We start from the raw sequence: 15,461 nt of genomic DNA, 5'->3' as shown, positions 1-15,461 counted from the left end.
ACTCATAAATGCGGCCTCGATAGGGATGCTATTCCCAATGCTCTCACGTCGTCCCAATCACTGTCGTTTGACGCTATAAAGCCGTTAAACCCAATACCTTTTAAAATCCAAGACTTACTTGTGTCATTCGACAAAGCAAGTAATGCATTAAGAATAGCTTGTCTGTCAGCGAGCGCCATATTTGGATGGGTTGCGATAGCATGAGGCGTATAACCCTTGCTCTTCCATAGGATGCGTAATTCTTGTTTAACGTCATCAGGTGAACTGTTGAGCGTACGGACAATGCCACCCCCAGCATTGAAAAATCCCCGTTGTACTGCGAGGTATACAGAGTCATGAGAATTGACGTAGCGTGGTACAAAAGCAATTTTTTTCATCCGTAAGTGAGCGCTTGTGATAATTGTGGCAGCAAACGCAGCAGGCGCTGGGAAGGCTACTTCAGTACCGCTTAAGTCATCAAGAGAGCGTATGGGGCTGTCTTTATGTACAACAAGTAAGCCGCGAATTTCTTTATCGCGCTGGCGCGCAAGCGCGCGGTAGTCTGCAGATTCATTAAAAACCACAAAGTGGTAGGGGTTCATATAGGCAATATCATATTTGCCGTCGGCGAGATTCGCCTCAAAAGTAGGAATGTCTTTTGCGGTTTTAAAATCAATCTCAAAACCGGTGTAATTGCTCACATAGTCGATTAAGGGTTGCCATGTTTCAGCCATTTTCTTGGCAGACTGTTGAGGTACAACAGCAAAAGTAAGGGGGTTAGCATTTGTCGGTAATGCGAAAACACCTACAAGCAAACTTAAAAGAGCGAATCGCGATAACCAAGCCATAATGTCACTCCCTTTAAATCGATTTACATCGACATAAACTGCTCAAGGACCATTGTTAAGTCATGGTTTGAGAACGGCTTTTGTAAGGTGGCATCAGCCCCTATCTCAAGCGCGCGCTCCAGGCTAATTTCATCGAGTGCCGATATGACCACAATTTTGAGATCTTTATATTTACTTTGATCTCGCGTGAATTCGATAACGCTGTAACCGTCCATGCCTGGCATACTTAAATCAAGGGTCATGACTTTGGGCTCGTATTGGCTCAGCATAATCCCCGCTTGGAAGCCGCCTGTAGCGATATACGACTCATAACCCGCCCGTCTGGCCACGCGCTGAATAGACTTGGCAACTGGCATTTCATCGTCAACAATTAATATTGAGGGCGTGGCAATGCCTTTCAATGAATCGGGAATTGGCATGTCGTGTCGTTCAAGAAAGGCGACAAAATCTTCTACTAATACTCTGTTGTTTCCACGCCCAGGAAGTTTGAAGCCTTTCAGCTTACCGCTTTCGATCCATCGAATTACGGTGCGCAGATTTACATCGCAATACGAGGCTATTTCGCCTGAGGTCAACGTTTTCATATCTATGCCTTGTAGATTTATTAATCGAAATTATAGACGCTGAACAGCGAAGGGACAAAGTAGACAAAAGGATGAAATGTGACATTTGTGACAGCGCTTGGCGGAGCTGACTGTGTTGTTCAGGTTTTATGAGGGGCATTAAGAAAAACGGTGCAGCGGCATTCATTGAATTCGTAAATATAGGCAACAATCATGATCCATGCACGTTGACGGCAAGTAAGTTCAAAATAGGTCAACAGTGGCTAAAACAATAGCTTGCTTTTAATCAGCGAAGCCCCATCATTATTCTATCAAAGTGTTAAGAGTGAAAAAGATTATGACAACCCCTGCAATTGAAATGGTAGATGGTCTACCAATTTTTTCTGCTATTGAACCTGCCTCTATCAAGCCTGCAATTGAAAAAGCCATTGCGGCGTGCAAAAGCGAAATAGATGAGGTCGTGGCGTCGAAAGATTACTCTTACCAGAATTTAGTGCTGCGCCTTGAAGAGGCCGATGATCGTTTAAGTAAAATATTTTCACCCGTTTCTCATATGAATAGCGTGGTGAGCAGCGATGAATTGCGTGAAGCCCACGATGCGTGTTTACCATTATTATCTGAATACGGAACTTGGGTAGGCCAGCACGAAGGCCTTTACAATGCTTACGCTTCCCTCAAAGCGTCTGACGAATTTGCGACTCTAAGCGAAGAGCAGCAGAAAGTGATTGAAAACGCCGTTCGCGATTTCACATTGTCAGGTGTAGCGCTTCCCGCAGAGCAAAAGAAGCGTTTTGCAGAGATTCAGGCAAAGCTTAGCGAGCTATCATCAACCTTTTCCAATAATGTGATGGACGCCACTATGGGCTGGACTAAACACATTACCGATGAAGCTGAACTTGCCGGTATGCCAGAGTCAGCCCTTGAAGCAGCGGCGCAAGCTGCGCACCAAAAAGACTTACAAGGCTGGTTGTTTACGTTAGACATTCCGTCTTATTTGCCAGTCATGCTTTACGCCGATAATCGCGAACTTCGCGAAGAAATGTATCGCGCCTATGCAACAAAAGCGTCTGATCAAGGCCCTAATGCGGGTAAGTGGGATAACACCGATATAATCAAAGAAACCTTAACGCTGCGTACTGAACTGGCTGAATTGTTAGGTTTTTCAAGTTATGCAGAGCGTTCACTAGCGACTAAAATGGCAGACTCTACCGATCAGGTCATCGGTTTCTTACGTGATTTGGCGGCTAAGTCTAAGCCTCAGGCAGAGAAAGAGCTTGAAGAAGTACGAGCGTACGCGAAAGACAAGCATGGTGTCAGCGAGCTAGCGGCATGGGATTTACCGTATTACAGCGAGAAACTGAAACAGGAAAAGTACACGATTTCTGATGAAATGCTTCGGCCTTATTTCCCTGAAGATAAAGTGCTGTCTGGTTTATTCGAAGTTGTACATCGCCTGTACGGCTTAAAAATTATTGAGCAGCCTGGCATTGATACGTGGCATAAAGATGTACGTTACTTCACCATTACTGACGATGCTGATGTGATGCGCGGCAGCTTTTACCTAGACTTGTATGCACGCGCGAAAAAACGTGGCGGCGCTTGGATGGATGAATGTCGAGTTCGTCGTGAAAAAATGGATGGCGAATTACAGCTGCCCGTGGCGTACCTTACCTGTAACTTCAACGCACCTGTAGGTGATAAGCCAGCGTTATTTACCCACGATGAAGTGGTAACCATGTTCCATGAGTTTGGTCATGGGATCCATCACATGCTTACTAAAATGCGCGTAGCGGGTGTATCCGGTATTAACGGTGTGCCATGGGATGCGGTTGAACTGCCAAGTCAGTTTTTAGAAAACTGGTGCTGGGAAGAAGACGCACTTAACTTTATCTCTGGTCACTATGAAACTGGCGAACCGCTTCCTGCTGATTTACTGGAGCGTATGCTTGCTGCACGGGATTACCAGTCAGCGATGCAGATGGTACGCCAGCTTGAATTCAGTCTTTTCGACTTCTTACTGCATAGCGAAAAAGGCAGTGAGGTAGACGTACAGGGCACATTGGATAAAGTGCGTGAAGAGGTGGCCGTGGTCATTCCTCCATCGTTTAACCGTTTCCAAAACGGCTTTGGTCACATATTTGCTGGTGGATACGCAGCGGGCTATTACAGCTATAAGTGGGCAGAGGTGCTTTCTGCCGACGCGTACAGCAAGTTTGAAGAGGATGGCATTTTTAACCGCGATACGGGCAAAGCGTTCTTAGAAAACATTTTAGAAATGGGCGGCAGTAAGCCTCCTATGGACTTGTTTGTTGCTTTTAGAGGGCGCGAGCCGCAAGTTGACGCTTTGCTTCGTCACAGCGGTATTAAAGGCTAAGCACACATGAAAGAGTCTAAGTTAGAGTCTTTTCAATCTATCTACCGCCGAGCGTGCGAGCGCAAAGGCGGTGAAAGGGTGCTTGAAGCCATGCTCCAAGCACCACTTTCTAAAGCGCAAATTGAAACAATTCCTGACGACCGTTTTTTAGCGGCGATGACCAAAAAAGTGTTCCAGTCGGGCTTCGTGTGGCGAGTTATCGAGCAAAAATGGCCCGACTTTGAAACCGTATTTTTCGGGTTCGACATTGATAAAGTGTTGTTGATGCCCGATGAAATGCTAGAGCAAAAAGCGTCAGATAAGCGCATTGTTCGCAACTATAAAAAAGTGATGACAGTGCGTGACAATGCCATGATGATCAAAGACGTAGCCCTGGAGCACGGCAGCTTTGGTAAGTTCGTAGCAGGCTTTGAAAAAGACAATATCACTGAGCTTTGGGCGTTTTTGAAAAAACGCGGTGCGCGATTAGGTGGCAACACCGGCCCCTACATGCTTCGTGCGCTAGGTATAGACACGTTTTTATTCTCTCGTGACGTGGAAGATTACTTGCGAAAGAATGAAATTATCGACGGTGGCTTAACCTCGAAAAAGTCGCTGTCGGCGGCCAATGCGGCATTTGCGCAATGGCATGAGGAAAGCGGCCGTTCTTTGCAAGAGATCAGTGCCATTGTTGCCTATAGTTGGGGCACAAACAATCAGGTAGCGTAGAGCAAGCTGCTCTAGTCTTCTAAACAAGCGAGCTTGTGCCTTGCAGGCTCCGCTTTTGTAAAGGTCAAAGGCTTGATTTACATCAGGAGACAGTCAGGCATAAAGCTTTTGCTTGAGCACACAATCCTATACACTTCGGCATTAATAAAAATATTCAAATTACAGGACTGTCATGAGCGACAATCAAACTCCCGCTACGCAAGCAGACTCTGCAATCGACAATGCTACTGAGCATACAACGCACTTTGGTTTCAAACAGGTGGATAAAGGGCAAAAAGCCTCTTTAGTTGCTAATGTTTTTGACTCTGTTGCAGCAAAGTACGACGTAATGAACGATCTTATGTCGATGGGAGTGCATCGTTTATGGAAGCGTTTCACAATAGACTGCAGCGGTGTTCGCGCGGGAAATAAAGTATTGGATATTGCCGGTGGTACTGGCGACCTAACCGCTAAGTTCTCTCGCTTGGTAGGTCCTGCAGGGCGCGTAACCCTTGCTGATATCAACTTGTCTATGCTGAAAGTAGGCCGTGATAAGCTTCGCGATCGCGGCTTGGTAAGCAACATCGATTATGTGCAAGCTGACGCGGAAGCACTGCCTTTCCCCGACAACCATTTTGATGTGGTGACCATGGCATTCGGCCTTCGCAACGTAACGGAAAAGCAAAACGCGCTTAATTCTATTTTTCGCGTGTTAAAACCAGGCGGCCGTTTACTGGTATTAGAATTTTCTAAGCCTACGTCAGAGCAGCTCAGCAAACTTTACGATATGTACTCGTTTCACATTTTGCCAAAAATGGGTCAGCTAGTGGCGAACGATGCAGAAAGCTACCAATACCTTGCGGAAAGTATACGTATGCACCCAGATCAAGAAACCTTGAAGGGGATGTTCGAGCAGGCTGGCTTTGAGCAATGTGATTACCAAAACCTGACTGGCGGTATTGTAGCGCTACATAGAGGTTATAAGTTTTAATGCCTACTTCTGCGCTGGTTACCGCAACGGCTGAATTGGTTTTAAACAAGTTGCTGTCTTTAGACGAAGACAGCGAAGTAAGGCTAAAAGCGCTTGCTGGCGCCAGGCTTACCGCGTTCATTTCGCCGCTTCCTCATGGTATTACGCTGTCGTTTTCTGACCGTATTGACGTACTCAGCGAACAAGGCTCGTTTGAAGACGCCGTCGCGTCCCTTGGGCCGAAAGACTGTTGTATTAAAACGTCGCTACAAACCTTGCCAGAGTTAAAAGAAACCAGCCAGTTGACTCGTCTTATTCAGCAAAAGGCCCTCTTTTTGGAAGGAGAGCTCAATGTTGCTCAGCAGGTCAGTGCCTTGTTTCAGCAGCTCGATATCGACATTGAAGAGTTGCTGGCACAAAAGACCAACGATGTTATTGCCCATCAGACCGTGAAAACGGTGAAAACCGTGCATGAGAAGTCGATGTCAGCGCTAGCGTCCATGGCGAAGGTATTCGGCAACGCCGTAGTAGAAGAAAAGCAGCTTGCTGCACACAAGCTGGCGGTTATGCACTTTAGTGACGAAGTTAATGCGCTTCGCGATCGAGCAGAAAGTGCCGATGCGAGACTGCGCCGCCTAGAAGAAAAATTTAAGTAAGATTGAGAGAAACAGGCTCATAAATGCGTATTGTTAGGTTATACCGAATTAACAAGGTATTGTTGGAACACGGCTTAGACGAACTTATTCCAGCAAAGTGGTTACCCTGGTACGCGCGGGCTATGCGTCATACCATTTTTTGGGTGCGAAACAAGCACAAGGGCAAGTCAGCCGGCGAGCGTATTACCCTTGCACTACAAAATCTTGGGCCTGTTTTTATTAAATTCGGCCAGATGCTCTCTACCCGCCGAGACTTGCTTCCCCCTGCCATTGCTAACGAACTTGCCCGTTTACAAGACAAAGTTCCGCCGTTTTCATCTGACGCTGCACAAGACATTATCAAGCAAGCGTTGGGACTTTCTGACTTAAGCGAATTATTCAGTGAATTTGAAAAGGCGCCGCTGGCGTCTGCCTCTATCGCCCAAGTTCACGCGGCAAAGTTAAAGCTTAACAATGAAGACGTTGTGGTAAAGGTGTTGCGCCCAGATATTCGCGATACCATCGTGGCGGACATGGAGCTATTGTTTAGCTTGGCTAACGTGCTTCAACGCTGGCTTCCTGATGGCAAACGACTGCGTCCTGTCGAAGTGGTTGTGGAATACCGCAAGACCATTGTTGATGAGCTGGATTTACTGCGTGAATCTGCAAACGGTATTCAGTTAGGGCGTAATTTTGAAGGTTCAGACGCGCTTTATGTACCTAAAATTTACAGTGACTATTGCCGCAGTAATGTGTTGGTTATGGAGCGTATTTACGGTCTGCCAATCTCAAATATAGACGCATTACTTACCCAAAATACCAATATGAAAAAATTGGCCGAGCGCGGTGTGGAAGTATTCTTCACTCAGGTATTTCGCGACAGTTTTTTCCATGCAGACATGCACCCTGGCAATATATTTGTATCTACCGAACACCCTGAAAACCCCAAATATATCGCCATCGATTTTGGCATTGTGGGTACGCTCAACCGTGAAGACAAGCGCTATTTGGCTGAGAACTTTATTGCCTTCTTCAACCGCGACTATCGCAAAGTCGCGCAGCTTCACGCCGACTCAGGTTGGGTACCGCAGGATACCAATATCGATGAATTCGAGATGGCCATCCGCACGGTATGTGAACCTATATTCCAAAAGCCACTAGCTGAAATATCCTTTGGTAACGTGCTGCTGCAGCTATTTAATACGGCACGACGATTCAATATGGTCGTGCAGCCACAGCTTGTGCTACTGCAAAAAACATTGCTGTATATCGAAGGCTTAGGCCGTCAGTTGTATCCTCAGCTCGACCTTTGGAAAACCGCTAAGCCGTTTCTTGAAAACTGGATGAAAGAGCAGATTGGCTTTACCGCCATGATGGGGAAGGTGAAAGACAACTTACCTTTCTGGTCTGAAAAACTACCTGAAATGCCAGATCTGCTGTACGACAGTTTGCAGCAAATGAAGCGCTTGCCATTGCAACAACAAAGGGCCCATTTGGCACTGCTCCAAGAGCAAAAGAAAACAACTCAGACCACTCATTTAAGCGTAGTGGGCGCCACCTTTGTGTTAATGACAGCAATACTGCCAATGTACGATTTATCTTGGTATTTCCCTGCAAGTACAGGCGTAATTGGCGCAATTTGCTGGTATTTAGCCTGGCGGAAAGGGCATTAATTTTTGTTACGCTGCGGTGAAATATTTATGAAATCCGTAGTTTATCAATTAATTTGTATATTAATCGTCCCGAAGAGTGTTATAGTGGCTTTGGCTTTTAGCCAAAGTCTTTAAAGAGACGCGATTTTGTATTATTTGCTATATGTTAAACCACTCGAGTTACCCGGTAATTTGTTGTAAGTTGTTTGTCCATTCGTAAGTAAGACCCAATACTCCGCCAATTTAAAGACTCTAAAGAACTTAGTTACACGCGCTTATGCGCAATTTAATACGATATTTGAGGTCTATACGACATGTCTAAAGTTACAGGCACAGTTAAGTGGTTCAACGCTGATAAAGGTTACGGTTTTCTAACTCAAGATAACGGCGGTAAGGACGTATTCGTTCATTTCCGTGCGATCATCTCTGACGGTTACAAAACGCTTCCAGAAGGTCAGCGAGTAGAATTTGAAGTTGAAGAAGGTCAAAAAGGTCTTCAAGCTGCTAACGTGCAAGCTATCTAAGAATTCAAAAACGGCGGTCATTTGACCGCCGTTTTTCTTTCTATTGTCTGCATTTCCACACTCACGCTAAACGCGCGACGAAGCTTTTAGTCCATACCGCTTTTGGTATATATCATTTTTAACGAATAACGCTTTCATCAATAGCTAGTCTACTACGTCGCTATCGTCATCCTCTCTCGGCTACACCACATAAGCACTCGTTCACCCCAATAAATTTGAAGCTCGCAGCATATTCCTAATATCAGTACGCCACGGTATTGCGTAGTCATAGCGTTTAATGCTTTACTCATTACAACGCCCATTTGGGTAATACTAGTCCGCACAGTTAATTACCCACTCAGCGAGACTCAAAGTGTTCGTAATCGCGGCGATAATACGTCTACAGGGAGTGCTAAATGCGCATGACATCAACTATTCGATCTTCATTGGCCACCGCGCTACTTATTCTAAGTTCAAACCTTGCTTATGCTGCTCAGGCAAATGGACAAGTCGATGAGCAGGGTGTTTTAGCAATGGTGCTTAATACTGAAATCCGTATGGCAGACGTCGTGCCTAGTGAAGAAGAACGTAAAAACTTGAAGCAGCAAGCGAAAGACAATTACGCAGGTATGCTTAATTATGTGGTCCGTGTAAATGCGTCTAACAGAATTTATGAGCTTGTTTTAGAGGACTATGCAAAACAAAAAGGCATAACGGTTAATCAAACACTGGTAAGCAAGTTTATCGAGAAATTTGAAGGTCAGGTTTCAAGTGAAACGGCAACGAAACCCATTAAAGAGATAGCGGCCAAGCAGGTTATACAGTTTCAAACAGAAAAAGCGATGTATGAAGAGTTTGGAGGGCGTGTTATCTTTCGCCAGTCTAACCCGCAAATGCCGATTGACGCTTACAATACACTGCTATCTCGCTATCGCGATGCAGGCAAACTTAGCATAATAGATGAAGACTTGCGTGATGCATTTTGGGATGTTTTTACGCCTCCCTTTCAATACGAAATAGCACCGACAAATGTGGACTTTACTCAGCCTTGGTGGCTTTAAATGGTGGCTTCCTTTATTGGCATTAAAAAGAGGCTTCAAACAACACCCTTAAAAGTAAAGCGCCTGACGTAATTCGCTGCAAAACTAAGAACATGGAAATAAAGGGCAACATCTCACTATGCGTAGTGAAAAAATAAGCGGTATAGACACAATAGATAAAGCCATTTTGGCCATGCTACAGAATAACGCTGACACGCCTGTCGCAGAAATCGCTGAGCAAGTTGGGCTTACGGTAACGCCCTGCTGGCGGCGTATTCAAAAGCTAGAAGAGAAGGGCATAATCTCTAGGCGAGTAGCGCTGTTGCAAGCAAAACACCTGGGGCTGGCCATGACCGTTTTCGTGCAAGTAAAAGCGGGCAGACATGATGGAAAGTGGCTGGCAAGTTTCGCCAAGCACGCCGCGTCGTTTGATGAAGTTGTTGAATGTTATCGTATGTCTGGCGAATACGATTACCTACTAAAAGTCCTTGTTACCGATATGGATTGCTTTGATCATTTTTATAAGCGATTGGTTAACGGTATAGAATTTTCCGACGTCACTTCAAGCTTTGCAATGGAGCAGATTAAGTACACAACCTCGGTACCGCTTAACCATATTTAACTATTTTAAAAAGAATCTAACTTTATTTGTCTTTTTCTAGCAATAAATTCTCCAGTTTGTGTTATTAAAAAGGAGATGAAAATCAATCAAATCATGCAATAAAAATTTGAAATAAAAAGTCTGACAGAGTGGTCTATATTTATTCAACAGTGGAATATCTTTATTTATATTTCACAAAGTCTAAAAAAAGGGCGCTAGAAAATGCGGCAAGAGTATGACGTGCCCCTCAAAAATAAGGGGAAGTCATGTTTAAAACTATCAAGCAAAGGATTCTATTAGGCTACCTACTCGTTGTCGTAGTTGCAGTGATAGCTGCGGTCGTACTGACAAAAAATAACGCCAATGTAGAAAGCTTAGTTGAAGCTTACATCTCTGAAACCCTCCCTTCATTAAGTGCTATTGATGACATACAAGCCCAGAGCAAAGAGTTGGTGCTCATGGCTTACTCGTTGTATGGGACTACGATAAATAGTAGTGAATATACGACACAAAAAGAGCAGTTAATTGACGCGACGGTCGTTAGGTTTTCCCAATTCAGTCATTCGGGAAGCAATGCCGCTAAAGATAAATTCGATGAATTAGTTGTGTTAACTGAAGCGTTACAGCGCACCATGTCTGCAGCATCAGTCGATTGGGATACAGCGCGAGTCAATCTTCAAGATATCACCGAGGCTGCATCTGAGCTAAATGGTCTATTAGCTTCTTTGCGTTCAAATGTTGAGCGCGCAGCAAACTCTCGTACCATGTCTATCTTTGATGAACTGAACGTTAGCCAGCTCACAGTTTTTATTTTGATCATCTTACTGCTCGTTGTATCTGCTATGGGCTATGTACTTGCTAAAGCAAATATCGCCAACCCCATCGAAGATATGGCTAATAAACTTAACGAAATTTCGAAAACACGTAATCTAAATTCAAGCCTTCCAAATCAAAATCTAAAAGAACTCAATGCTATTACGCAAAGCGTTCAAGGCTTACTAAGCGTATTTCATAAAGGTATGACTGACCTTCAACAAGCAGTGAATGACCTGAACCACTCATCACAAACGCTCAACAGTGCTACGTCACACTCTTCAACGGCCATTTTAAGCTTTCAAGGAGACATCAAGCAGTTAGTGTCTGTCATGGATAGCCTGTCTCATGAAATGGAACAAAGCCTTACTCTATCTATAAAAGCTGCGGAACAAGCGAAAGGTAGTGCCCACCAGATAGCGCAAGGTAAGGTGGATGTGGAAACCACAGCGCGCGCCATCTCTGATTTAACCCTGAACATTGATAGAACTGCTACTACGTTAGATAAGCTGCAAAGCGATGGAAAAAACGTATCGAGTGTGGTGAAAACCATTGCTGAGATTGCTGATCAAACTAACCTTTTGGCACTTAATGCTGCAATAGAAGCGGCAAGAGCAGGAGAGTCGGGTAGAGGTTTCGCGGTGGTGGCGGATGAAGTGCGTACGCTAGCATCAAGAACTCATCAATCGACAGTTGAAATTAATGCCATGTTAGAAAAATAGTGCAGTCAATTCGTGATTCTGTTCAAACTATGACTTTGAATAAAGACAAGGCACACAACGCATTGGGGCTTGCCAATGAGCTGGTGATTACGTTGGAAGACGGACGCAAAAGTATTTTATCTTTAGTTGAGGTGAGCAATGAGGCTTCGGCTCTTGTACAACACGCTAAAGATCAGGTGCAAGTTGCACGCGAAGGGGCACTAGATTTTCAAATGCTGGGCGATCAAGTAAAAGCCGCGAATAACAATGTGAATAGTGAAGCGAAAAGCTTATTCAGTCTGGCTGAGAACCTTCAGGAAAACGTTAATAGATTTAAATTGAGCTAAAAAAATGGGGCCGGTTTGACGGGCCCCATATAAATTAATGATTTTGGTCTTCAACGTGCTGGTCGGCGAATATCTTGGATTTCTTTTTGATTTTACATCCTAAGATACGCTGCGCATTTTTACGGCCGATATAGTGAGCGACTGTGTAGGGGTGCGCGCGCTTGAAGAACCGTGAGAACGAATGGAATACATTTTCCATGGTATTGGCTCCTTCTATTAAAAATTGCCCCAAATAAAATATAGTAATATTACAGTTTGATGTCAACAAAATATTTAACGATAAGTAACGTTTAAATTTTGATCACACCTTAAGGGTAGACTAGCTAACACTAAACATCCTCTAGTCATTGGTATACATTGTTCGAGGGAAAGGATCATCTTTTGATCGCAGGTTTTCAGATCGAGTTCGTGAATTGGGGATACTGGTCGCCGCAAATGCGTCGGGAACCGCAAGAAACTCGCAATGTACAGCGTTTAGTATAGCGCTGAATAGAAAGTGAACACCATTGAATTTCAATGATGTTCACTATTGTTTCAAGTAATTGGGATCTGCTGCGATCCCATTAACAAAGGCTAGTAGTAAGAAAGCTTCTCTGATTTACCAGAGAATATCTTATATACCATGGCCGTATAAGCCAAAATAATAGGTACTACAATAACTACGCCAACAAGCAAGAAGCGCAGAGAGCTTGCATCACTAAGCGCATCCATCACCGTCATCTGTCCAGGGATGATAAACGGATAGTAGCTTATGCCAAATGCGGTGAAACAAAGTAAAAATACCAGAAGGGCAATAAAGAACGGAAGCCATTCGCCTTTCCCTTGTGCATCAGGCAGTTTTTTAAGCAACACACCACATAGTGCTAAGAGCGCAAAACACGCTACTGGAATAGCGAAAAGCACATAGCCCCAAGGAGCTGACAACCATAAATCTCGCACGTCATCGTGTAAGGTTAGGTTTGCGATACTTACCGCGACAATCCCTACTGCCAGTACCCCTAAACCTCTTCTGGCCCAGTAATACGCTTTTTGTTGAAGCTCACCTTCGCTTTTAAGTATTAACCAGCACGAGCCAATAAACGCATAAGCAGCCGTCACGCCAAATGCAGCGAGAAGTGCAAAGCCTTGCGCCCAAATATCTGTGCGAAGCCCCGTCACGTATATACCCAACATATACCCTTGGGTTAATGTGGTTAAAAGCGAACCGTATTTAAATACCATGTCCCACTTACGCTTTTTCACCTGCACAACCTTGGCGCGAAAATCGAACGCTACGCCCCGCAGAATAAGCCCCAATAACATAAAGGTGGCAGGCAAGTACAAGGTTTGTAAAAACTCACTATGGGCTTCAGGGAAAGCAATAAGCAGTAGACCTATGGCTAGCACAAGCCACGTCTCATTAGCATCCCAGTAAGGGCCTATGGAGGCTATCATGTCATCGCGAAACGCTTCTGTTCTTGGCGGAATAAGTACACCCACACCCAAGTCGTAGCCATCTAAAATGGCGTACAGCAATACAGATAGACCAAGTAAACCCACATAAATATTTCCGAGCATTTCTGCTGATACATTTTCAAGCATGTTTGCTCTCCTTAAACCGTGCTTGGGTCTGGGTCAGTAGGTTGCATTTTTGCCTTGGCAACTTCGCGCTCTTCCGTCGTTATCTCTTCAATTTCAACGGCTCTTCTGCACATCAACATAAGTGTTCCCATGTATGCGATTAGAAGCACCGTATAGATAACAAGATAAAGCGTGAAAGACAGAGCAATATTCGCCGGTGGCAATTGGGTAACGGCATCAGCGGTTCTTAACACACCGCTTACCAAATAGGGCTGACGGCCTATTTCCGTTACGTACCAGCCTGCTAACGTAGCAATCCAGCCGCTAAACGCCATGCCTGCAAACGTGCGTTTAAGCCAAATTGGGAAGTCTTTGTTACGCATAAGATAAAGACTGCCAAGCCATGACACAGCGAGCATCAACATGCCCATACCCACCATAACCCTAAAACCGAAGAAAACAGGAGCAACGGGCGGATGCTCTCCTTCAAACTCATTTAACCCTTTAATCTCGCCCTTAAGTTCGTGAGTAAGAATTAAACTTGCGCCATAGGGAATGGGAATTTCAAAATGATTCTCTTTGCTTTCTTCGTCAGGAATTGCAAAAAGTAACAAAGGTGCACCTTCAGTGGTTTCCCAAAGTCCTTCCATCGCCGCTACTTTCTGAGGCTGATGTTCAAGCGTATTTAAACCATGCATGTCGCCAGCAAAAATTTGTAGCGGGATTAACACTGCCGCCGTATAGGTGGCGGTTTTAAGCGCGAGCTTAGGCGCAAGCTTGTCGTCGCCTTTAAGCATGCGGTAGGCTGAAAGCCCAGCAATCAGGAAGCTGGCCGTCAGTCCAGACGCTAACATCATATGTACAAAGCGGTAAGGGAAAGACGGGTTAAAGATAATTTCTTTCCAGTTTGTGGCATACACAACGCCGTCGACCACTTCAAAACCCTGTGGGGTTTGCATCCAGCTATTTAAAGCTAGTATCCAGAATGCAGAAGTAGTGGTGCCAAGTGCAACAATAAGGGTTGAAGCCGTATGCAGCCAGTTCGGAACACGGCGTATGCCAAACAGCATGATGCCTAAAAACGTAGCTTCTAAGAAAAAGGCGGTAAGTACCTCATAACCGAGTAGTGGCCCCGCCACATTACCTACTTTCTCCATAAATCCAGGCCAGTTAGTACCAAACTGAAATGACATGGTGACGCCGCTTACTACACCCAAGGCGAAGCTTAGGGCAAAGACACGTACCCAAAAGCGATACATACGCATCCACACAGGGTGACCTGAAATATTAGAGCGCAGCTTAAAGTAAAATAGAAACCAGCCCATCGCCATGGTGATGGTTGGAAACAAAATATGAAAACTAATATTTAACGCAAATTGTAAACGAGACAGCAAGAATGCATCCACAGAAGGCCCCCTTAGTTAACGCTGTTTTTCCCCGGAAGTAGCTTGTCCTTAAGCTCAAGCATTCGGCCCACGCCAGAACCCAACTTCATCAACGTGTTTAACTTTTCAGGCCCAAGATTTTGAAGCTCTTCAGACCATGCCGTAATTGATTCGAGTAAATCGTGAATTTCGTTCAGTTTATGTTGTGCATTTGCCTCTTTTTCATTGGCAGGTGCGTCAAGCAACAAATCACGCAGTAGACTCATGGTTGGGTCTATCTCGCGCTTTCTTCGTTCTTCAAATACTCTATTGGCCAGTGTCCAAATATCGCCAGCCGGAATAAAAAACTCTTTTCTCTCACCAGGAACAAGATGCTGTTTAACTAAGCGCCATGACTGAAGCTCTTTTAAACCCATGCTGGTATTGCCTCTGGATATGTTGAGCGCATCTGCAATTTCCTGCGCCGAAATGGGCTCTTCGTTTAAAACAATAAGCGCAAGAATTTGCCCAACTGTTCTGTTGAAACCCCAACGACTTCCCATTTCGCCAAAGTGCATAACCGCAGATGTAATTAAAGGCGTCATTTTCATTTTTACCTTCCAGAAGTTTCAGAAATTACTGAAAGTTTATTGCGTAGGATCAAGAAACACAAGTTTTATTCGTGATATCACGTACGAATTTTTGAAAATTTAATGTTCTCAGCTAATGATCTAGACGTCGATATAACATGCTTTCTCAGCTATAAGTTGTTATCGTGTGGGTTACTCTACGGAACACACGACGAAAGCTCGCTTTCTTGATAC

16 protein-coding genes are annotated in these 15,461 nt (G+C 44.6%); 10 read left to right on the top strand and 6 right to left on the bottom strand.

The genetic code is table 11. The annotated features are described in order from the left end of the window. Positions 1 to 2: 2 nt before the first annotated feature. Both KUL49_RS15745 and KUL49_RS15740 read right to left on the bottom strand, forming a co-directional pair. Positions 3 to 827: a phosphate/phosphite/phosphonate ABC transporter substrate-binding protein gene (locus KUL49_RS15745; protein ID WP_131137907.1), complete on the bottom strand. Its 825-nt coding sequence runs from the start codon at positions 825 to 827 to the stop codon at positions 3 to 5. 23 nt (positions 828 to 850) lie between these two features. Further along, entirely contained in the window at positions 851 to 1,411 is a 561-nt protein-coding gene (locus tag KUL49_RS15740) for a response regulator (protein ID WP_014977552.1), read from the bottom strand. Positions 1,412 to 1,727: 316 nt separating this feature from the next. Here KUL49_RS15740 and prlC point away from each other — a divergent pair, with 316 nt between their 5' ends. The 10 genes from prlC to KUL49_RS15690 all read left to right on the top strand — a co-directional run bounded on the left by prlC (position 1,728) and on the right by KUL49_RS15690 (position 11,713). Then, a complete protein-coding gene (prlC, locus tag KUL49_RS15735; RefSeq protein ID WP_131137906.1) occupies positions 1,728 to 3,764 on the top strand; it encodes an oligopeptidase A in 2,037 nt (678 codons plus the stop codon). Positions 3,765 to 3,770: 6 nt separating this feature from the next. Continuing rightward, on the top strand, positions 3,771 to 4,472 hold the full coding sequence (locus KUL49_RS15730) for a DNA-3-methyladenine glycosylase I (RefSeq protein WP_101566075.1): 702 nt from the start codon (positions 3,771 to 3,773) through the stop codon (positions 4,470 to 4,472). Between the two features lie 172 nt (positions 4,473 to 4,644). Beyond that, the gene (gene ubiE / locus KUL49_RS15725) at positions 4,645 to 5,442 is read left to right on the top strand and encodes a bifunctional demethylmenaquinone methyltransferase/2-methoxy-6-polyprenyl-1,4-benzoquinol methylase UbiE (protein WP_131137905.1); all 798 of its coding nucleotides are present in this window, start codon (positions 4,645 to 4,647) and stop codon (positions 5,440 to 5,442) included. After that, a complete protein-coding gene (locus KUL49_RS15720) occupies positions 5,442 to 6,077 on the top strand; it encodes an SCP2 domain-containing protein (protein ID WP_131137904.1) in 636 nt (211 codons plus the stop codon). The genes ubiE and KUL49_RS15720 overlap by 1 nt, the downstream gene beginning before the upstream one ends. Before the next feature lie 23 nt (positions 6,078 to 6,100). Further along, entirely contained in the window at positions 6,101 to 7,729 is a 1,629-nt protein-coding gene (gene ubiB, locus KUL49_RS15715) for a ubiquinone biosynthesis regulatory protein kinase UbiB (RefSeq protein ID WP_039226723.1), read from the top strand. Between the two features lie 293 nt (positions 7,730 to 8,022). Next, complete coding sequence (locus KUL49_RS15710; protein WP_012519905.1) at positions 8,023 to 8,232, top strand: cold-shock protein; 210 nt, start codon at positions 8,023 to 8,025, stop codon at positions 8,230 to 8,232. Positions 8,233 to 8,627: 395 nt separating this feature from the next. Beyond that, a complete protein-coding gene (locus KUL49_RS15705) occupies positions 8,628 to 9,272 on the top strand; it encodes a hypothetical protein (RefSeq protein WP_131137903.1) in 645 nt (214 codons plus the stop codon). Positions 9,273 to 9,390: 118 nt separating this feature from the next. After that, on the top strand, positions 9,391 to 9,873 hold the full coding sequence (locus KUL49_RS15700; protein WP_080752387.1) for an Lrp/AsnC family transcriptional regulator: 483 nt from the start codon (positions 9,391 to 9,393) through the stop codon (positions 9,871 to 9,873). A gap of 245 nt (positions 9,874 to 10,118) precedes the next feature. Continuing rightward, positions 10,119 to 11,387 (top strand): methyl-accepting chemotaxis protein, encoded by a 1,269-nt coding sequence (locus KUL49_RS20855; protein ID WP_131137902.1) that lies wholly within the window; start codon positions 10,119 to 10,121, stop codon positions 11,385 to 11,387. Next, positions 11,387 to 11,713 carry a hypothetical protein gene (locus KUL49_RS15690; RefSeq protein ID WP_131137901.1) on the top strand — a complete coding sequence of 109 codons (327 nt, stop codon included), beginning with the start codon at positions 11,387 to 11,389 and terminating at the stop codon, positions 11,711 to 11,713. The genes KUL49_RS20855 and KUL49_RS15690 overlap by 1 nt, the downstream gene beginning before the upstream one ends. Positions 11,714 to 11,747: 34 nt before the next feature. On the opposite strand, the gene KUL49_RS20850 is transcribed toward KUL49_RS15690, so the two are convergent. From KUL49_RS20850 to KUL49_RS15675, 4 genes are all read right to left on the bottom strand, one after another. Continuing rightward, on the bottom strand, positions 11,748 to 11,912 hold the full coding sequence (locus tag KUL49_RS20850) for a hypothetical protein (protein ID WP_014950935.1): 165 nt from the start codon (positions 11,910 to 11,912) through the stop codon (positions 11,748 to 11,750). 374 nt (positions 11,913 to 12,286) lie between these two features. Next, complete coding sequence (locus tag KUL49_RS15685; protein WP_131137900.1) at positions 12,287 to 13,294, bottom strand: cytochrome d ubiquinol oxidase subunit II; 1,008 nt, start codon at positions 13,292 to 13,294, stop codon at positions 12,287 to 12,289. An 11-nt stretch (positions 13,295 to 13,305) separates the two neighbouring features. Beyond that, entirely contained in the window at positions 13,306 to 14,679 is a 1,374-nt protein-coding gene (locus KUL49_RS15680; protein ID WP_014980453.1) for a cytochrome ubiquinol oxidase subunit I, read from the bottom strand. A gap of 11 nt (positions 14,680 to 14,690) precedes the next feature. Then, the gene (locus KUL49_RS15675; RefSeq protein WP_014999724.1) at positions 14,691 to 15,248 is read right to left on the bottom strand and encodes a GbsR/MarR family transcriptional regulator; all 558 of its coding nucleotides are present in this window, start codon (positions 15,246 to 15,248) and stop codon (positions 14,691 to 14,693) included. Between the last annotated feature and the right edge of the window lie 213 nt (positions 15,249 to 15,461).

It is taken from the genome of Alteromonas sp. KUL17, assembly GCF_006538305.1.
In the GTDB taxonomy this organism is placed as follows: domain Bacteria; phylum Pseudomonadota; class Gammaproteobacteria; order Enterobacterales; family Alteromonadaceae; genus Alteromonas; species Alteromonas macleodii.
This window is presented reverse-complemented; position numbering and strand designations above follow the sequence as displayed.